Origin of the sequence: Streptomyces sp. NPDC001668 (genome assembly GCF_042893155.1) — a bacterium.
In the GTDB taxonomy this organism is placed as follows: Bacteria; Actinomycetota; Actinomycetes; order Streptomycetales; family Streptomycetaceae; genus Streptomyces.
Genome location: NZ_JBIAUQ010000021.1, coordinates 56,955 through 74,112, shown reverse-complemented (window position 1 = coordinate 74,112; position 17,158 = coordinate 56,955). Strand labels below are relative to the sequence as shown.

17 protein-coding genes and 1 pseudogene are annotated in these 17,158 nt (G+C 70.6%); 5 read left to right on the top strand and 13 right to left on the bottom strand.

Features of this window, described 5'->3' with window-relative positions:
* Nucleotides 1-31: 31 nt before the first annotated feature.
* The 4 genes from ACFYZ8_RS40890 to ACFYZ8_RS40875 are packed head-to-tail and all read right to left on the bottom strand — an operon-like array spanning nucleotide 32 to nucleotide 4,693.
* Nucleotides 32-727: a demethylmenaquinone methyltransferase gene (locus ACFYZ8_RS40890; protein WP_388541396.1), complete on the bottom strand. Its 696-nt coding sequence runs from the start codon at nucleotides 725-727 to the stop codon at nucleotides 32-34.
* On the bottom strand, nucleotides 724-2,040 hold the full coding sequence (locus tag ACFYZ8_RS40885; RefSeq protein ID WP_388541394.1) for an acyltransferase: 1,317 nt from the start codon (nucleotides 2,038-2,040) through the stop codon (nucleotides 724-726). Before ACFYZ8_RS40885 ends, ACFYZ8_RS40890 begins: the two co-directional genes overlap by 4 nt.
* Nucleotides 2,040-4,349, bottom strand: coding sequence for a bifunctional polysaccharide deacetylase/glycosyltransferase family 2 protein (locus ACFYZ8_RS40880; RefSeq protein ID WP_359032325.1), 2,310 nt, complete (start codon nucleotides 4,347-4,349; stop codon nucleotides 2,040-2,042). The genes ACFYZ8_RS40885 and ACFYZ8_RS40880 overlap by 1 nt, the downstream gene beginning before the upstream one ends.
* A 17-nt stretch (nucleotides 4,350-4,366) precedes the next feature.
* Complete coding sequence (locus ACFYZ8_RS40875) at nucleotides 4,367-4,693, bottom strand: hypothetical protein (protein WP_359032326.1); 327 nt, start codon at nucleotides 4,691-4,693, stop codon at nucleotides 4,367-4,369.
* Nucleotides 4,694-5,085: 392 nt separating this feature from the next.
* Here ACFYZ8_RS40875 and ACFYZ8_RS40870 point away from each other — a divergent pair, with 392 nt between their 5' ends.
* A complete protein-coding gene (locus ACFYZ8_RS40870; protein WP_388541391.1) occupies nucleotides 5,086-6,138 on the top strand; it encodes a chitinase in 1,053 nt (350 codons plus the stop codon).
* A 66-nt stretch (nucleotides 6,139-6,204) separates the two neighbouring features.
* On the opposite strand, the gene ACFYZ8_RS40865 is transcribed toward ACFYZ8_RS40870, so the two are convergent.
* The 5 genes from ACFYZ8_RS40865 to ACFYZ8_RS40845 form a co-directional block, all read right to left on the bottom strand.
* Entirely contained in the window at nucleotides 6,205-6,753 is a 549-nt protein-coding gene (locus ACFYZ8_RS40865) for a hypothetical protein (RefSeq protein WP_388541389.1), read from the bottom strand.
* A gap of 7 nt (nucleotides 6,754-6,760) precedes the next feature.
* The gene (gene mqnC / locus ACFYZ8_RS40860) at nucleotides 6,761-7,960 is read right to left on the bottom strand and encodes a cyclic dehypoxanthinyl futalosine synthase (RefSeq protein ID WP_355747665.1); all 1,200 of its coding nucleotides are present in this window, start codon (nucleotides 7,958-7,960) and stop codon (nucleotides 6,761-6,763) included.
* Nucleotides 7,961-8,053: 93 nt separating this feature from the next.
* Nucleotides 8,054-8,782: a prepilin peptidase gene (locus ACFYZ8_RS40855; RefSeq protein ID WP_388541386.1), complete on the bottom strand. Its 729-nt coding sequence runs from the start codon at nucleotides 8,780-8,782 to the stop codon at nucleotides 8,054-8,056.
* Nucleotides 8,779-10,557, bottom strand: coding sequence for a serine/threonine-protein kinase (locus ACFYZ8_RS40850; protein WP_388541384.1), 1,779 nt, complete (start codon nucleotides 10,555-10,557; stop codon nucleotides 8,779-8,781). Before ACFYZ8_RS40850 ends, ACFYZ8_RS40855 begins: the two co-directional genes overlap by 4 nt.
* A 40-nt stretch (nucleotides 10,558-10,597) precedes the next feature.
* A complete protein-coding gene (locus tag ACFYZ8_RS40845) occupies nucleotides 10,598-11,446 on the bottom strand; it encodes a menaquinone biosynthetic enzyme MqnA/MqnD family protein (RefSeq protein WP_388541381.1) in 849 nt (282 codons plus the stop codon).
* 285 nt (nucleotides 11,447-11,731) lie between these two features.
* On the opposite strand from ACFYZ8_RS40845, the gene ACFYZ8_RS40840 reads away from it, so the two are divergent.
* A complete protein-coding gene (locus ACFYZ8_RS40840; RefSeq protein ID WP_003992177.1) occupies nucleotides 11,732-11,935 on the top strand; it encodes a cold-shock protein in 204 nt (67 codons plus the stop codon).
* Nucleotides 11,936-12,059: 124 nt separating this feature from the next.
* Here ACFYZ8_RS40840 and ACFYZ8_RS40835 read toward each other — a convergent pair whose 3' ends face one another.
* Nucleotides 12,060-12,611, bottom strand: a complete 552-nt coding sequence (locus ACFYZ8_RS40835) for an XRE family transcriptional regulator (RefSeq protein WP_359032332.1) — start codon at nucleotides 12,609-12,611, stop codon at nucleotides 12,060-12,062.
* Nucleotides 12,612-12,679: 68 nt separating this feature from the next.
* On the opposite strand from ACFYZ8_RS40835, the gene ACFYZ8_RS40830 reads away from it, so the two are divergent.
* From ACFYZ8_RS40830 to ACFYZ8_RS40820, 3 genes are read left to right on the top strand one after another with little or no spacing between them, the layout of a single operon-like run.
* A complete protein-coding gene (locus tag ACFYZ8_RS40830) occupies nucleotides 12,680-13,351 on the top strand; it encodes an AzlC family ABC transporter permease (protein WP_359032333.1) in 672 nt (223 codons plus the stop codon).
* A gap of 14 nt (nucleotides 13,352-13,365) precedes the next feature.
* Entirely contained in the window at nucleotides 13,366-13,662 is a 297-nt protein-coding gene (locus ACFYZ8_RS40825; protein WP_388541517.1) for an AzlD domain-containing protein, read from the top strand.
* 31 nt (nucleotides 13,663-13,693) lie between these two features.
* Nucleotides 13,694-14,332 (top strand): methyltransferase domain-containing protein, encoded by a 639-nt coding sequence (locus ACFYZ8_RS40820; protein WP_359032335.1) that lies wholly within the window; start codon nucleotides 13,694-13,696, stop codon nucleotides 14,330-14,332.
* A 121-nt stretch (nucleotides 14,333-14,453) separates the two neighbouring features.
* Here the strand turns inward: ACFYZ8_RS40820 and ACFYZ8_RS40815 are convergent.
* From ACFYZ8_RS40815 to ACFYZ8_RS40805, 3 genes and pseudogenes are all read right to left on the bottom strand, one after another.
* Nucleotides 14,454-14,791: pseudogene (locus ACFYZ8_RS40815) on the bottom strand (transposase); the annotation flags it as partial.
* Nucleotides 14,792-14,811: 20 nt separating this feature from the next.
* On the bottom strand, nucleotides 14,812-16,542 hold the full coding sequence (gene kstD / locus ACFYZ8_RS40810) for a 3-oxosteroid 1-dehydrogenase (protein ID WP_388541377.1): 1,731 nt from the start codon (nucleotides 16,540-16,542) through the stop codon (nucleotides 14,812-14,814).
* Between the two features lie 66 nt (nucleotides 16,543-16,608).
* Complete coding sequence (locus tag ACFYZ8_RS40805) at nucleotides 16,609-17,154, bottom strand: DUF6817 domain-containing protein (RefSeq protein ID WP_388541374.1); 546 nt, start codon at nucleotides 17,152-17,154, stop codon at nucleotides 16,609-16,611.
* Nucleotides 17,155-17,158 lie beyond the last annotated feature (4 nt).

Here is a 17,158-nt window from a genome sequence, read left to right as displayed (position 1 = left end):
CTCGCCGCGCGGCGGTGGCCCCAGGAGCCGCTCAGCTCTCCTTGACGCCCCGGTGCAGGGCCACGATGCCGCCCGTCAGGTTTCGCCAGGCCACCTTCGACCAGCCCGCCTTCTGCAGGCGCTCCGCGAGGGCCGGCTGGTTCGGCCAGGCGCGGATGGACTCGGCGAGGTAGACGTACGCGTCGGGGTTGGAGGAGACCGCGCGGGCGACCGGCGGCAGGGCGCGCATCAGGTACTCGGTGTAGACCGTGCGGAAGGGCGCCCAGGTCGGGTGCGAGAACTCGCAGATCACGACCCGGCCGCCGGGCTTGGTCACCCGGTACATCTCGCGCAGCGCGGAGTCGGTGTCCTGGACGTTGCGCAGCCCGAAGGAGATGGTGACGGCGTCGAAGGTGTCGTCCTTGAAGGGCAGCTTCGTCGCGTCGCCCGCGGTGAACGGCAGCCAGGTGTGCTTGCGCTTGCCGACCTGGAGCATCCCGAGCGAGAAGTCGCAGGGCACGACATAGGCGCCGGTGCGGGCGAAGGGCAGCGAGGAGGTGGCCGTGCCCGCCGCCAGGTCCAGGATCTTCTGGGCGGGGCGGGCGTCGACAGCCCTGGCGACCTCCTTGCGCCACACCCGGTCCTGGCCGAGCGACAGCACGTCGTTGGTCAGGTCGTACCGTTCCGCCACGTCGTCGAACATCGAGGCGACTTCGTGCGGCTGCTTGTTCAGGGAGGCGCGGGTCACCTCCCCATTCTTGCAGGCCGCCCTCCAGGAAGGAGCTGCGGCTTCTTCTTGGCGGCCACGTCCTCCACCCATCCGCACAGCAGCACGAACACCGCGATGAGGATCCAGCCGATGCCGAACATGAACCACTGGCTCTCCAGCGGCAGCCATTTCTCGAACGCGGGCACGTTCCAGAACTGGTCGATCAGCGGCACGGCGAGGATCAGCGCGATCTCGTGCCACAGGTAGATCGTCACCGCGCGGGAGTTGAAGACCGTGACGAGGCGGTCCGTCCGCCGGAAGCGGGTCAGCCAGGCGAAGTCGATCCCGAACCGCGACTTGGCCCACATCAGCAGCATCACGTACCCGGCGGACCAGAAGGCCTGCGCGAGAGGGATGTCGTCGAGGTCGTACGACCCCGTCTCGGCCTGGTGGGTGAAGGCGTACCAGCCGCCGAAGGCGATCGCGGCGAGCGAGAGCACGACGACGGCCACCGGCTTGAGCCGGTCCAGGACCTTGTCCCGGTGGGCGAAGCCGAGGATCCAGCAGAACAGGAAGGTGGCCAGGTCCAGCAGGGCCGTGCCGAGGCGGTTGTCCGGCGGCTCCCACAGGAAGCTGAAGACCACGATCGGGACCAGGGACAGCAGCAGGACCGGCACCGGGGCCAGCCGGAACACCTTCAGCAGCACCGGGGACAGCAGCACGAACCAGAGGTAGGTGCGCAGGTACCAGAGGATCTCCCAGGCCTGCTCGCCCCACCCGTTGCCGGGCGGGTCGCCGAGCGGCACGATCCAGTAGACGATCTGCCAGCCCGGCATCCAGTCGTGGACCAGCATCGCGAGGACCACGAAGACGCCCCAGAACCAGAACGGCGGCAGCAGACGGCGCATCCGGCTCCTGACCACCTGGAGCGCCGGGCGTTCCAGGGACTTCGCCATCAGCGTCCCGGCCAGGCCGAACATGATGCCCATGGAGGGGAAGACCATGCCGGCCCAGGCCCACCCGAAGGTGTGATACGCGACGACCCGGATCAGGGCGACGGCCCGGAGGGTGTCGAAGTAGCGGTCGCGACCCGGGGGCCGAGACGGAGGCTTCTCCTCCTCCGTCCCGGCGTCGGTGGGAGCGGCGGGCACCGGTGGCTCCGGCTCCGGCTTTGGCTCCACACCCTGTCCGCAGTAGTAGCCGTGGTCGACGTACTCCTGCGGATACGGCTGCTGCGGCTGCCGTGCGTACGGCTGCGGCTGCGGCTGCGGCTGCGGCTGCTCGACGTACCCCGAGTACCCGTACTCGTAGCCGTACCCCTGCTGCTGATACCCCTGCTGCTCCCAGCTCATCAGCCGACCCCCGCCGGGGTGCCGACCTCGCCGGTCCGCTTCAGCTTCTGCCAGCGCAGGCGGCCGCCGGTGAGGGCGGTGATGCAGGAGTGGATGAGGACGAGGTACATCATCTGGCGGTAGGCCAGCTGCTGGAGCGGCATCATCAGCAGATAGCGGTACTGCTCCTTGTCCAGCTTGAAGGCGTACGCCGCGCACACGAGCTGGACGGCCAGGACCGCCAGCCACGCGTACAGCGCCGCCTGGAAGTCGATGAAGATCATCGAGTAGGCGGTGAACACGTCGATCAGCGGGGCGAAGACCGGGGTGACGATCTGGAAGATCACCACCAGCGGCATGCCGACCCGGCCGAAGCGGCCCGAGGGCCCCTTGTCGGTGAGGGACTTGCGGTGCTTCCACAGCGCCTGCATGGTGCCGTACGACCAGCGGTAGCGCTGCGACCACAGCTGCTTCAGGGAGCCGGGCGCCTCGGTCCACGCGCGTGCGTGCTCCTGGTAGACGACCCGCCAGCCCGCGCGGTGCATCGCGATGGTGATGTCGGTGTCCTCGGCGAGGGTGTCCTCGCTCATCCCGCCGACCTGCAACACGGCTTCCCTGCGGAAGGCGCCGATCGCGCCCGGGATGGTGGGCATGCAGCGCAGCAGGTCGTACATGCGGCGGTCCAGGTTGAAGCCCATCACGTACTCGATGTGCTGCCAGGCGCCGATGACCGTGTCGCGGTTGCCGACCTTGGCGTTGCCGGCGACCGCGCCGACCTCGGGGTCGGCGAAGGGCTGCACCAGCTGCCGTACGGTGTCCGGCTCGAAGACGGTGTCGCCGTCCATCATCACGACGATGTCGTGGCTGGCGTTGCGGACACCGTTGTTGAGGGCGGCCGGCTTGCCCGCGTTCTCCTGACGGATGACGCGGACGTTGGTCATGCCGAGGGCTCGGGCCGCCTCGCGCGAGATCTCGGAGGTGCCGTCCGAGGAGCCGTCGTCGACGACGATGATCTCGATCGGGTGGGTGCTTTTCGCCAGCGACTCCAGGGTGTTGGCGATGCACTCCTTCTCGTTGTACGCCGGGACGATCACCGTCACCGGCCGGGTGACCGTGGGTCCCCAGCTGAAGCGGCGTTTGTTGCGCTGTCTGTAGTGCCGGCGGGCGAGGATCAGCATCATCCCGAACCGGCCCATGACGGCCACGCCCACGATCACGAGTCCGACGGACAGCGTGGGCACCGTGTACTCGGCGACGGCGACGGCGGCGATGAGCGCCTTGCCCTCGTAGAGGGTGGTGCCGGTGGCCTCGCGGTGCGCGGCCTGGAGGCGGTCGGTGCCGTTCTGGTTCCCTCCCTGGGGCTGTCCGCCTGTGGCACCCTCACCTGCGGCGCCCGTCCCCGCGGCGCCCGCCGGAGCGTTCGCCTGCCGGCCCCCCTGAGCACCGGTGTTCTGCGCCTCGATGACCCCGCTGATGGTGGTGAAGGTGTAGCCCTTCGCCCGCATCTTCTCGATGTACTTCGGCAGTGCCTTGATCGTCTGCTCGCGGTCGCCACCGGCGTCGTGCATCAGCACCGAGGCACCCGAGGTGCCCGACGGCGTGGCCCACTTGACGATCTTCGAGATGCCCGGCTTCTTCCAGTCGTCGCTGTCGGTGTCGACGAAGACGCTGGTGTAGCCCTCCTCGCCGAGCTTCTTGTAGACGGGCCAGCTGTAGTTGTCGATCGCGTCCGTCTCCGAGGAGTACGGCGCCCGGAACAGCGTGGTGGTGATGCCCGCCGCGCCCGCGAGGGCGAGCTGCGTCTGGGTCATCTCGCGCCGGATGCGGGCGTCGCTCTGGTAGGAGAGGTCGACGTGGGTGAAGGTGTGGATGCCCACCTCATTGCCCTGGTCGACCATGTCCTTCACGATCCCGGGGTAGCGCGAGACCATCGAGCCGACCAGGAAGAAGGTCGCCGGGACGTCGTACTTCTCCAGGACCTCCAGGACCTGGGGGGTGTACGTCGGGTTCGGGCCGTCGTCGAAGGTGAGGGCGATCGTCTTGTCCGGGACCGAGGTCGTGACGGCCTGGCCGCCCCGGAAGCTGATGATCGGCCCGCCGTTGAGGATCTTGTCCGGCACCTTGCTGCCGCTGGCCCCGTCGCGCACGCGCTGGTCGCCGCCGACCTCGGCGCGCAGATAACCGTCGAGCAGCATCACGCTGGTCAGGCCGAGCAGGAGCAGCAGGGCGAGGATGACCCGCGGTTTCTGCAACGCCGCGGCCTTGCCCGCCGCCCGCTCGATGCGGGAGGGGGCACGCCGGCGGCCGCGGGAGGGCGTCGTCGTGGTCATGTGGTGGGCCGTTCCGGTCAGTGGGAGGCCGCGGAAGCCGTCGGAGTGGCGGTCACGGTCGGGGCCGCGCTCGGCGGAGCACCCGTGGCGACGCCGGCGGGCGGAGTACCGGTGGGCTGGGCCGGCGGGGTGCCGATACCGCCCTGCGGCTGGGCGCCGCCGGGACCGGAGTTCGGGGAACCGCCGGGACCGCCCCCCGCGAAGGGCAGCAGCGTCGTGCTGGAGACGCCGATGCCCATGAAGGCCAGGCCCAGCACCACGGCGTACCCGAGGGACAGGACGCCCAGGAGAAGGCCGATCCGGCGCAGCAGCTTGGAGCGGCGTCCGGAGTTGTCAACGAACACGGGACCGTCGGCGGGCCCGCTCCTACCGCGTTTGCGGCGGCGACCGTGCGTGTCCGCACGGTTTTCGATGGCAGTCTCGGAATGCATTCCCCAGACATTAAGGAGTCTTTATGTGACCAAGACTGACGTTCTTGTGAGGCACATATGAGAAACGTCTTAACCTGTGTTTCTCCTGAGAGAACGCCGGAACGCCTGCGCAGGCCACCATGGAGGGAAGTGGGCCGAATACCCTATTCACTCCACCCCGTTGGTTCGATTTGCGCATTTCCATCCATGGATCTACTGTGCATCGACTGTCGCCTTGAACGCCGGCTTCGTGTGAGACGTTCTCCTTTCGAATATCCCTTTGTTTCGATCCTGAGACGAAAATCACGAGAGCGGGTGCATGAACGATGCGGGGTTTCCTGAGGCCGGCCGCCGGGCTCACTTGCCTGTTTGCCCTGGCCATGACGGGATGCTCGGCCGACTCGGACGACACCCCGGACGCGAAGACTGCCGGACGGAGCAGCGCGTCCCCCTCGACGTCACCGTCACCATCGGCGTCGGCGTCGGAATCCGGGTCCTCGGTCACCGCGTACGCGCCCTACGTCAGCGCTGACGAGGCGTCCGACAACGACTCCGCGGGGTCGCCCTCGGTGTACAACCTCGCGTTCGTGATCGCCGACGGGAGTGCCTGCACGCCGTCCTGGAACGGTACGGCGGCTGTCGGCAACTCCTCCGTCACGTCCCGGATCAGCGCGCTGAAGGAGGACGGGGCGGAGGTCCGGGTCTCCTTCGGCGGGGCGTCCGGCAGGGAGCTGGCCGAGACCTGTTCGAGCGCGGCGAAACTCGCGGCGGCCTACGGGAAGGCCCTGGACGCGGCCGGTTCCTCGCTCGCCGACTTCGACATCGAGGGGGACGCGCTGACGGACTCCGACTCGGTGGATCTGCGGTCCGAGGCGATCGCGTTGCTCCAGAAGGAAAGGAGCGATCTGCGCGTCTCGTTCACTCTTCCCGTGATGCCGTCCGGGCTCGACGACGACAGTGTGGCTCTGCTGGAGTCCGCGAACAACAAAGCGGTCGAGGTGTCGACGGTCAACATCATGACGATGAACTACGGCGAGTCGTACGACGGGGACATGGGGGATTACGCGATCACTTCGGCGAAGGCCGCGCAGACGCAGTTGAAGGAGGTCTTCGGTACGTCCGACTCCACCGCGTGGCGGGCCATGGCACTCACCTCGATGATCGGGACGAATGACGTGGACGGGGAGACGTTCACGTTGTCCGACGCGGCGCAGGTGCGGGAGTTCGCCGAGTCGAAGGAGGTGGCCTGGGTGTCGATGTGGTCGACGTTCCGGGATCAGCAGTGCGAGTCGGGGAACTCGGACGAGGACGACCCGCTGACCAACTGCAGTGGGGTTTCCCAGTCGGCGGGGGCGTTTGGGGAGGCTTTGGCCGGTTGAGTTTCGGGTGCGGGCCGGTGGGGGCTTGTCGCGCAGTTCCCCGCGCCCCTAAAAGCCTGAAAGCCTCTACCTGCGCCTGTGCAGCAAGCGGCCCTTGATCACCGTCGCCACACACTCCGTGGCGTCGAAGGCGGCGAACGTCGCGTCCGTGCCGGGCAGCAAAGCGTTCCACGGGCCCTCTGTGAAATCGTGCTCGATCGTCAGGCCCGACCTGTGTACGGCATCGATCACCGCGGGGCGTCGCAGCGGGCCTCCCACGGCCACCGTCCCCTGCGCCAGCAACCGCTGCACACCCCGCCTCGCGCTCGCGCCCCACCGTGCGTCGGTCATGTCGAGGGCGGACAGCGCCTCGCCCGTGATCGGCTCGCTGCCCAAGTCCTCCCGGGGGTCCGGGTGGTAGGACCGCTCCAGGAATTCCGGGCCGTGCGGGTTCAGCAGACCTGGGGTGATGCGTCCCGGCCAGCGGCGCACCCGTGCCGTCGGATGGGCGGCCGCCAGGTCCTCGTACGTCCCCACGGCCGCGATCTGCCGTCCCTCGACCAGTACCGCCCCGCCGGGCAGCGAAGGCCTCTCGCCGCCCGGGACCACCAGGTCGGCGGTGTGGATCGTCAGCAAGGCGGGCCTAGTTGGAGGCGAGGATCTTCAGCTCGGGGTGGGCCGTGCCGCCCTCGATCGCCGTGGAGGAGATGTGGGACACCACGCGCGCGTCGACCGGGTCGTCGGCCGGGTCGTCGTGGACGACGAGGTGTTCGTACGTCGTCGAGCGCTGGGCCGGGACACGGCCCGCCGTGCGGATCATGTCGATCATTTCCTGGAGGTTGGAGCGGTGCTTGGCACCGGCCGCCGAGACGACGTTCTCCTCCAGCATGATCGAGCCGAGGTCGTCCGCGCCGTAGTGCAGCGTCAGCTGGCCCGCGTCCTGGCCGGTGGTCAGCCAGGAGCCCTGGATGTGGGCGATGTTGTCCATGAAGAGCCGGGAGATGGCGATCATCCGCAGGTACTCGAAGATCGTGGCCTGGGTGCGGCCCTTCAGGTGGTTGTTCATCGGCTGGTACAGGTAGGGGATGAAGGCGCGGAAGCCGCCCGTCCGGTCCTGTACGTCACGGATCATGCGCAGGTGCTCGATGCGCTCGGCGTTGGTCTCGCCGGTGCCCATGAGCATGGTGGAGGTGGACTCCACGCCCAGGTTGTGCGCGGTCTCCATGATCTCCAGCCAGCGCTCGCCGGACTCCTTGAGCGGCGCGATGGCCTTGCGGGGCCGCTCGGGGAGCAGCTCCGCGCCCGCGCCCGCGAAGGAGTCGAGACCGGCCGCGTGGATGCGCTGGATCGCCTCTTCCACGCTCACCTTGGAGATCCGGGCCATGTGCTCGACCTCGGAGGCGCCCAGCGAGTGGATCACCAGCTGGGGGAACTCCTTCTTGATGGCGGCGAAGTGCTTCTCGTAGTACTCCACGCCGTAGTCGGGGTGGTGGCCGCCCTGGAACATGATCTGGGTGCCGCCGAGTTCGACGGTCTCCGCGCACCTGCGCAGGATGTCGTCCAGATCGCGCGTCCAGCCCTTGTCCTTGGCGGTCGGCGGGGCGTAGAAGGCACAGAACTTGCACGCCGTGACGCACACGTTCGTGTAGTTGATGTTCCGCTCGATGATGTACGTCGCGATGTGCTCGGTGCCCGCGTACCGGCGGCGGCGCACGGCGTCCGCGGCGGAGCCCAGCGCGTGCAGCGGGGCGTCGCGGTAGAGGTCGAGCGCCTCCTCGGGAGTGATGCGCCCACCCTCGGCGGCACGGTCGAGGACGGACTGAAGGTCGGCCTTCTCGGTCACCGGGGCGTGCCTTTCGTCAAGGGTTCGGGCGGTCTGGGCCAGCCTACGCCAGCCCTGTGACAAGCCGGATGTCAGGCCGCGTCCGCCCCGTTCTCAGGCCGTGTACGCACCGATCAACAGCCCCGCGTACGCCCCCGCGATCAGGAACGGCCCGAACGGGATCGCCGTCTTGCGTCCCGCCTTCCGCACCAGGACCAGGGCACCGCCGTAGAGCGCGCCGAGCAGGAAACCGGCGAAGGTGCCCAGCAGCACGGTGTCCCAGCCGTACCAGCCGAGGACGGCCCCCGCCCCGAGGGCCAGCTTCACGTCGCCGAAGCCCATGCCGCCGGGGTTGACGCGCCACAGCACCCAGTAGCCGGCGCCGAGCGCGAGGGCGCCGAACAAGGCGTGCGGCCAGGTCCCGGTGTGCTCCGGGACCAACGAGACGACTCCGAGCAGCGCGAGCGCGGCGGCCGCGAGGGGCAGGGTCAGCGGGTCGGGCAGTCGTCTCACGCGCAGGTCGATGACGGCGAGCAGGACGCCCACGGGGGCGAGCAGCAGCCAGACGGCGATCTCCGGGCGGGTGCCGGTGGCGGCGGCGAGGGCGGCGCAGAGGAGGGCGGTGAGGGTGGGGAGGAGCAGGGCGCCGCGACCGTACGACTGCTGCGTGCCGCAGTTCCGGCACCGCGCCCGGCCGAGCCAGCCGGCCAGGGGGTGTCCGGCGGGGCAGGTGGTCCGCCATGGCTCCCCCGTCGGAACGGAGAAGCGGTGGGCCGCGCGCGGCAGCAGCGCGCCCGTCGCCGCTCCCCACAGCGCGGCCACGACGACGAGCAGCTGTGTCACCGGCCGACCTTCGACATCCGGGCCTCGGGGTAGCCCTCTGCCTCGCTCTCCGAGGTGTACTTCAGGTCGTCGCCCACGGCGGTGAGGCGGACCGTGTGCGGGGTGGGGTTGCAGCCGGGGTGGTTGTCCTCGGCGCCGGCGGCCGTGGTGACGAGTTCCTTGTCCGTGACCTTCTTCAGGGTGAGGACATCGGTGCATACGGCCCCGAGGGCGTCGGTCTGCTGGAGCCGGCCCAACTCCCCGCCCACGGCCACCTCCTTGACGGTGATCCGGAAGGTGCCCATCGGCAGGCTCCCGCCGAGGCCCGTGCCCCGGCCCTCCCAGGTGCCGAGATAGCGGGCGGGCACCTCGGAAGGACCGCTCGACGCCTCGCCCGACGCCTCGCCCGACGGCGACGGGGAGACCGAGGACGGCGACGGCTTGGAGGCCGACGGCACGGAGCTCGGCGCCGAGGAGTACGCGTCGTTGCCCGGCCCGGAACTCGCCGAGTCGTTGTCGCCCCGCCCCGGCAGCAGGTCGAACACGAACACCGACCCCACGGTCACCGCGGCCAGCGCCCCCGCGACGGCGAGCGCCACGGTGCAACTCAGCCGACGGCCGCGCCCGTTGTCACCGGGGACGGCGGTGGCGGCCACGGAGACGGAGAGCCTGCCGGGGCCGGAACCGGGACTGGAACCGGGACCGGGACCGGGCCGCCTGTCGGAGGGCACCACCGTCTCGGGCGTGACCGGAAACGCCGGGGGCCCGACCGCGTCAGCCGGAGGCGCCCCCGCGGACACCACCGGCATCACCGGCATCACCGGCGGCGGCCCGAACGCGCCGACCGAAGGACTGCTGAACCCCACCGGCCCGGAGGCCCGCTCCCCCGCCTGCTCCCCCACCGCCTCAAGGTTCAACAGCTGTACGGCACTGCGCCCCACCTGCTCGACCAGTGCCCCCGGCAGCCACCCCGCCGCCACCAGCCGCGCCGCGCCCTGCGGAGCCAGTCGCCGGGCCACCTCGCCCGGAGTCGGGCGCTCCTGGGCCGACTTGGCCAGGCACGCCTCGACGACCTCCCGCAACTCACCGCTGAGCGATCCGAGTTCGGGTTCCTCGTGGACGACCTTGTAGAGGAGGGAGGCCGAGGAGTCCCCGGGGAAGGGCGGCGTACCGGTCGCCGCGAACGCCAGGACCGCGCCCAGGGAGAAGACGTCCGCCGCGCCCGACACCTGCTTGCTGAGGATCTGTTCGGGGGACATGTAGCCGGGTGAGCCGATGGAGACGCCCGTGGAGGTGAGGGACGCGGTGCCGTCCGTGGCGCGGGCGATGCCGAAGTCGATGAGGAGCGGGCCGTCGACGGTGAGCAGGACGTTGGAGGGCTTGACGTCCCGGTGGACGAGCCCCAGGTCGTGGACGGCCGCGAGCGCCTCGGCCAGCCCCGCCCCCAGGACCCGTACGGAATGCTCGGGCAGCGGCCCCCCGTCCGCGACCGCCGTGGCCAGCGAGGGGCCCGCCGCGTACCCGGTGGCGACCCAGGGCACCGCGGCCTCCGGGTCGGCGTCGAGGACCGGCGCGGTCCACGCCCCGCCGACTCTGCGCGCCGCGTCCACCTCGCGCCGGAAGCGGGCGCGGAACTCCTCGTCCAGCGCGAAGTGCGGGTGCACGATCTTGACCGCGACCGTGCGGCCCCCGGCGCTGCGGCCGAGGTAGACCCGGCCCATGCCACCGGAACCGAGCCGGCCGAGCAGCCGGTAGGGGCCCACGCTGGTGGGCTCGTCGACTCCGAGCGGCTGCATGCTGCCTCCCCCGTAAGGCCCCTGAAGGTTCGGATGCAGATTAGGGCTGAAGCAGTTCCACCTTCACGTCCCCGGGGAAACCCGTCGTCGGCCCCACCCGCCGCGCGAACTCGGTGACCGCCGCCAACTGCGGGGCCCCGAACCGGAAGTCCAGGGTCGTGAAGTACTTCTCCAGGACCTCCTCGTCGAAGGCCTCCCAGCGGGCGGCCTGCTCGGCGACCTTGCCGACTTCCTCAAGGGAGAGGTTCCGGGAGGCGAGGAAGGCCTCGTGGACCTTGCGGGTGATGACCGGCTCGCGTTCGAGGTAGTCCCGGCGGGCGGCCCAGACGGCGAAGACGAACGGCAGCCCGGTCCACTCCTTCCAGAGCGAGCCGAGGTCGTGGACCTGGAGGCCGAAGCGCGGCCCGTCGAGGAGGTTCGCCCGCAGCGCCGCGTCTCCGATGAGTACGGCCGCCTCCGCCTCCTGCATCATCAGGCTGAGGTCGGGCGGGCAGGTGTAGTAGTCGGGCCGCACGCCGTAGCGGTCGGCGAGGAGGAGCTGGGCGAGACGGACGGAGGTGCGCGAGGTCGACCCGAGGGCCACCCTCGCTCCGTCGAGCTCGTCCAGCGGGACCTGCGAGACGATGACGCAGGACATGACCGGGCCGTCGCAGCCGACGGCGATGTCGGGGAAGGCGACCAGGTCGTCCGCGTTCTTGAGGAACTCGACGAGGGTGATGGGCCCGATGTCGAGATCTCCCTGCACCAGCTTCTCGCTGAGCTTCTCCGGGGTGTCCTTCGTGAGCTCGAAGTCGAGGAGCGTGCCCGTCCTCGCGAGCCCCCAGTACAGGGGCAGGCAGTTCAGGAACTGGATGTGGCCGACGCGCGGCCGGGTGCGAGAATTGTCCACATCGCGACACTAGACCCCTTGGGGTACGCTTCGGACTCCGGCCCCGGGGTCAACCACCACGCGATCTTCAAACATCCGGGTGACGTGATCTTGGCCTCTATTGCTTTCGGCTGCCCGCGTGCTACGCTCGCCGCAAGTTGCAGTTTGGTTTCCCTTGCAGTACAGAGCCTGCGGAGCATGTAACCGCAGGCTCTAGTCGTTTTCAGAAGAATGCAGTTGTGCGGCACTGTTTTCACACTTGCAGGTTCTGGAGCAGGGCAACCCTTTTGGGCCCAAGGAGGGCTTATGGCTACCGGAACCGTGAAGTGGTTCAACGCCGAAAAGGGCTTTGGCTTCATCGCCCAGGAGGGCGGCGGCCCCGACGTCTTCGTCCACTACTCCGCGATCAACGCGAGCGGCTTCCGCTCGCTGGAGGAGAACCAGCAGGTCTCCTTCGACGTGACCCAGGGCCCGAAGGGCCCGCAGGCGGAGAACGTCACCCCCGTCTGAGCGATCCCGTCTCATAGTGATCCCGTCTCATAGGCGCTCCAGCCTCTGATCCGGACCTGAATGCAGTACCCAAGGAGCCCCGCGCCGCACGGCAGCGGGGCTCCTGCCTTTCGCTCTCCCGTCCTCACACGTGCTGCATGACGAGCACGAACGTCGTGCCGGGGTCGAGCGCCTCGTACGAATGGGCCACGTCTCCGCGATACGTCATGTAGTCGCCGGGATCCAGCTCGACCTCCTCCCCGGCCGGTCCGGCCTTCACCCTCCCCGTGCTCACGATCAGGTGCTCCACCGAGCCCGGAATGTGCGGCTCCGATTCCCGCACCGCTCCCGGTTCGGCCCGCAGGTGGTAGATGTCCCGGCGGGCCCCGGGCGGGCTCGCGGACAGCAGGGTGGCCGCGAACTCGGCCCGCTCCGAGGCCACGCTCGGGCCCCGCCCCGCCCTCACCACCTGCACGGAGGACACCGGCGGCTCCACCAGCGCGCTGAACGGCACGCCGAGGGCCACACCCAGCGCCCACAGCGTCTCCACGCTCGGATTCCCCCCCGCCGCCTCCAGCTGGGACAGCGTGGACTTCGCGATCCCAGCGCGCTTGGCCAGCTCGGAGAGCGAGAGACCGGCGCGGGTGCGTTCACGGCGGAGCGCGGCGGCGATCCAGTCCAGGGGGCGTTCGGGCATGCTGTTCGCTCCATCGGTACGATTGTTCGCCTTGACGAACGTGACTCCTGCCGTCCAGTGTAGTGAACATGCGTACGGCAGAGCGAACAGCCTTGGTCCGTGACAGCGCGCTCGTCTGGATGGCGAGCGGGGTCGTGGGCGTCTCCTTCGGCGCGATCGCCGTCACCGGCGGTCTGCCGGTGTGGGTGCCGGTGGTGATGTCCCTGGTGGTGTACGCGGGATCGGCCCAGTTCAGCGCGGTCGGCGTCCTGCTGGCCGGGGGCGGTCCGGTCGCCGCGGCGGCCACCGGGCTCCTCCTGAACACCCGTACGGCGGCCTTCAGCCTGGCCGTCGCCGACCTCCTCGGCCCGGGCCGCCTCACCCGCCTCCTCGGCGCCCATCTCGTCGCCGACGAACCGGTGGCCTTCGCGCTCGCGCAGAGCGACCCCGGCCGCCGCCGAGCCGCCTTCTGGATCTCCGGGGTCGGCCTGTTCGTCGTATGGAACACCGCCGTCCTGCTGGGCGCGCTGGCCGGCAGCGCCCTGGGCGACACCGGCACCTACGGCCTGGACGCGGCCTTCCCCGCCGTCCTCGTCGCCCTGGTCCTGCCCACCCTGCGCAAGGATTCCGCCGTACGACGGTCCGCGCTGCTCGGCGCCGCCCTGGCCCTGGCGGTCGTACCGGTGGTCCCGGCGGGGGTGCCGGTGCTGCTGGCGCTGGCCGGGCTCGTCGCGTACGGCCGTCGGGGGGCCGCGGCGTGAACGCGACGGTCGCCATGATCCTGGCGCTCGCGGTCGGGACGTACGCCTTCCGGCTGGTCGGTCCTGTGCTGCACGGGCGGGTGGAACTGCCCGAGCGGGTGCAGGAGTTGCTGTCGGCGGGCGCGATCGTCCTGCTGGTGGCGCTGCTGGCGACGGGAGCGCTGACGGAGGGCGGCGGGTTCGCGGGGTGGGCGCGGCCGGCCGGGGTGCTGGTGGGAGGTGTGCTCGCGTGGCGGAGGGCGCCGTTCGTGGTGGTGGTGCTGGGCGCGGCCGGCGCAACTGCCGTACTGCGGGCGGCCGGAGTGGGGTGAGTGTCAGTGGGGGCCGCTAGGGTCCCCGGCCATGACCGACACCGACTTCGTGACCACCACCCGCACCTTCTACGACGCCGTCGCCGAGGACTACGCGGCCCAGTTCCGCGACGGGCTCGCCGAGTCACCACTGGACCGGGCGGTGCTCGCCGCCTTCGCCGAACTCGTGGGCAAGGACGGGACGGTCGCCGACCTGGGCTGCGGGCCCGGGCGGGTCACGGGACACCTCGCCTCCCTCGGTCTGTCCGTCTTCGGGCTCGATCTCTCGGAGTCGATGCTGGCGATCGCCCGGCGGGAGAACCCGGGGCTGCGGTTCGAGCGGGGCTCGATGCTGGAACTGGACCTTCCCGACGGAGCGCTCGCGGGCGCTCTGTCCTGGTACTCCTCCATCCATACCCCCGTGGACGAACTCCCCCGTCTCTTCGCCGAGTTCCACCGGGTCCTGGCACCGGGCGGCCACCTCCTCGTCGGCTTCCAGGCCGGCGACCAGGACCGGCACCACGACGGGCCCTGGGGCCACCCCGTGGCGCTGACCTTCCTGAGGCGGCAGCCGGAGCAGATCATCGAGCTGCTCCGCGCGGCCGGGTTCACGCTCGTCTCCCGGACGGTGCGCGAACCCGACCACGGGGAGGTGTCGCAGCAGGCGGCGCTGATCGTGCGGCGCGACTAGGGCCTGTCGTTTGGATCCGACGCGGAGCGATGGGGACCCGACAACGCCGCTGGGGCCCCTCCACGCCTTCTCCTCCCGGACTGACCCCCATCGTGCGCTCGATCACCCAGAGATGCCGGCCCAAATGGATCTTCGAGCCCTTCGTGCCCCGGTCGACAGGATTCTGACCTGTCAGGTCCCCCCTTTCAGGGCCCGCATGTTCACCGAGTCGATGGCGCAGCGCGACCAGTCCAGCTCGCCGCGCGGACCCAGCTCGTCGAGGAGGAGGCGGTGAAGCTTCGCCCGGACCCGGGCGGCGGTCCACCCGGTGAAGCGCCGGTGCGCGGCCGGACCCGACGGGCCGAAGACCGGCGGCGACTGCCGCCAGGTGCAGCCCGTCGTGGCCACGAAAATGATCGCGGCCAGCACCTCGCGATCCCCGTACCGGCGTCGGCCACCGCCCGGCGGCCGCGATGGAGCAGCCCCAAATGAGATGACGTTCAAAGCACCCCGGCGAGATCCCTGGCCGCGACGTACCCGAACGTCATCGCGGGGCCGATCGTCGAGCCCGCGCCCGCGTAGCTGTGGCCCATGACGGCCGCGCTGGCGTTCCCGGCGGCGTACAGGCCGGGGACGACGGAGCCGTCGGGGCGCAGGACGCGGGCGCGGGCGTCGGTCACCAGGCCGCCCTTGGTGCCCAGGTCGCCCGGGACGAGCCGGAAGGCGTAGTACGGGGGCAGCCAGAGGGGGGCGAGGCAGGAGTTCGGGAGGACCGACGGGTCGGTGTAGTAGTGGTCGTAGGCGCTGTCGCCGCGGCCGAAGTCCGGGTCGTCGCCCTTCAGTGCAAGGGAGTTGAAGCGGTCGACGGTGGCGCGCAGGGCGGCGGCCGGGACGCCGATGGACGCGGCGAGGGCGTCGAGCGTCCATTCCTTGTGGGCGGCGCCCGAGCCGTACCAGTCGTCGGGGAGGACGAAGGTCGGCGCGATGTCCCGGAAGAGGTACCGGTTGCGGTAGTTCTGGTCGACGATCAGCCAGCACGGGATGTCGGGGTCGGTCGGGTTGCGGTCGTACATGGTGTGGACGACGTCGCTGTAGGGGGCGGCCTCGTTGACGAACCGCCGGCCGGCCGCGTTGACGACGAGACCGCCGGGGAGGGTGCGCTCGGCGAGGCAGAAGTACGGCTCGTCGGGGAGCGGGATGGCCGGGCCCCACCAGGCGTCGTCCATCAGCGCGACGTCGGCGCCGAGTCGCTGCCCGGCCCGGATGCCGTCCCCGGTGTTCTCCTTCGCCCCGACGGTCCACTGCGTGCCGATGGGCTGTCGCTGGTACTGGGCCCGCATCGCCGCGTTGTGCTCGAAGCCGCCGGAGCCGACGACCACGCCCCTGCGGGCCCGGAAGAGACCGGCGGGGGTCACCGCTCCGGCGACGGTGCCGTTCTCGACGTGGAGCTCGGTGAGGGGGGTGTTGAGGCGGACGGGCACGTTCGCGTCCAGGAGTCCCTTCCTCAGCGCGGCCGCCAGGGACTGGCCCATGGTGAGCGGTGTCTGTCCGAGCAGGGCCGCCTTCGTGCCGCGCGCCAGCGCCTCGGCGGCGACGGCGGCGCCCTTGACGCTGACGGCGGACAGGGCGAGCCACTTGTAGTCGGCGCTGAACACGACCAGTCCGGCGGGGACGTCGAGGTACGGCGGGTTCAGATGGGCGAGTTCGGCGCCGAGGAGCTTGCCGTCGAACTGGTCGGGCTCGATGGACCGGCCGTTCGGGAGGCCGCCGGGGAGTTCGGGGTAGTAGTCGCTGTAGCCCTCCATCCAGCGGAAGCGGAGCGGGCTGTTGGCCATGACGAAGGAGATCATCGCGGGGCCGTGTGCGAGGAAGGCCCGCTGCCGGGCGGCGGGGACGTCCGGGCCGACGACGGCGGCGAGGTAGGCGGCCGCCTTGGCGGGGGTGTCCGGGACACCGGCGGCGAGGATGACGGGGTTGTTGGGGATCCAGATCCCGGCCCCGGACCGGGCGGCGGAGCCGCCGAAGGTGGGCGCCTTCTCCAGGACCACGGTGCTGAGCCCCTGCTTGGCGGCGGTGAGCGCGGCGGTCATGCCCGTGGCGCCGGAGCCGATGACGACGACGTCGTACGTGCCGGCGGCCGGCAGGTCGGCGGCGCGCGCGCCCTGTTGCACACCGGCGGCGACGGCCGCCCCGGCACCGGCGGCCAGCAGATGTCTTCGGGTCACACTCATGGTCGGGTCCCCCCGCGGTTGGTATGGACGAAGAGGTCCGGAACGTCGCGCGGGGGTCTTGAGAAGTCAAGGGGTGTGGAGGACGGCGAGGGTGTCCCGCCAGGCGGGTTGGCTGAGGAGTGGCCTGAACCGGGTGAGCAGGGCGAGCAGTTCGGGGCCCCAGCGCTCGCGAAAGAGCGGGTCCCGGCGGGCGAGGTCGAGCTCGTTGGCGGCGGTCAGCTCGGCGAAGTCCCTGCACACGAGGGGGTCGGGGGCGTACGTCCGTCCGGTGAACCGGTCCCGGAAGCGGGGTTCCAGAAGGTGGGGGTAGGTCGCCGCGCGGTCGCAGCTCGCGTAGAAGTGCACGATCGCCTCGGCGTCCGGGCCGATCGCGGAGGCGAGTTCGGTACGCCGGTCCAGCGGAAGCAGGCCGGTGGGGAAGCCGTCGGTGCCGTAGAAGGCGTGGCAGAGGCCGGCCACCTGAAGGTCGGGGCGGGCTTCCCAGAGGGCGAGTTGGATGCGGACGCGTTCGAGGTGGGCGAGGAGCGTGCCGCCGGGGTGAGGAACGCGGTCGGCACCGAGCCGCCGTAACAGGGCTCTGGCTCCGGCTGTGCGGGTCGCCTGCACGGGCACCGAA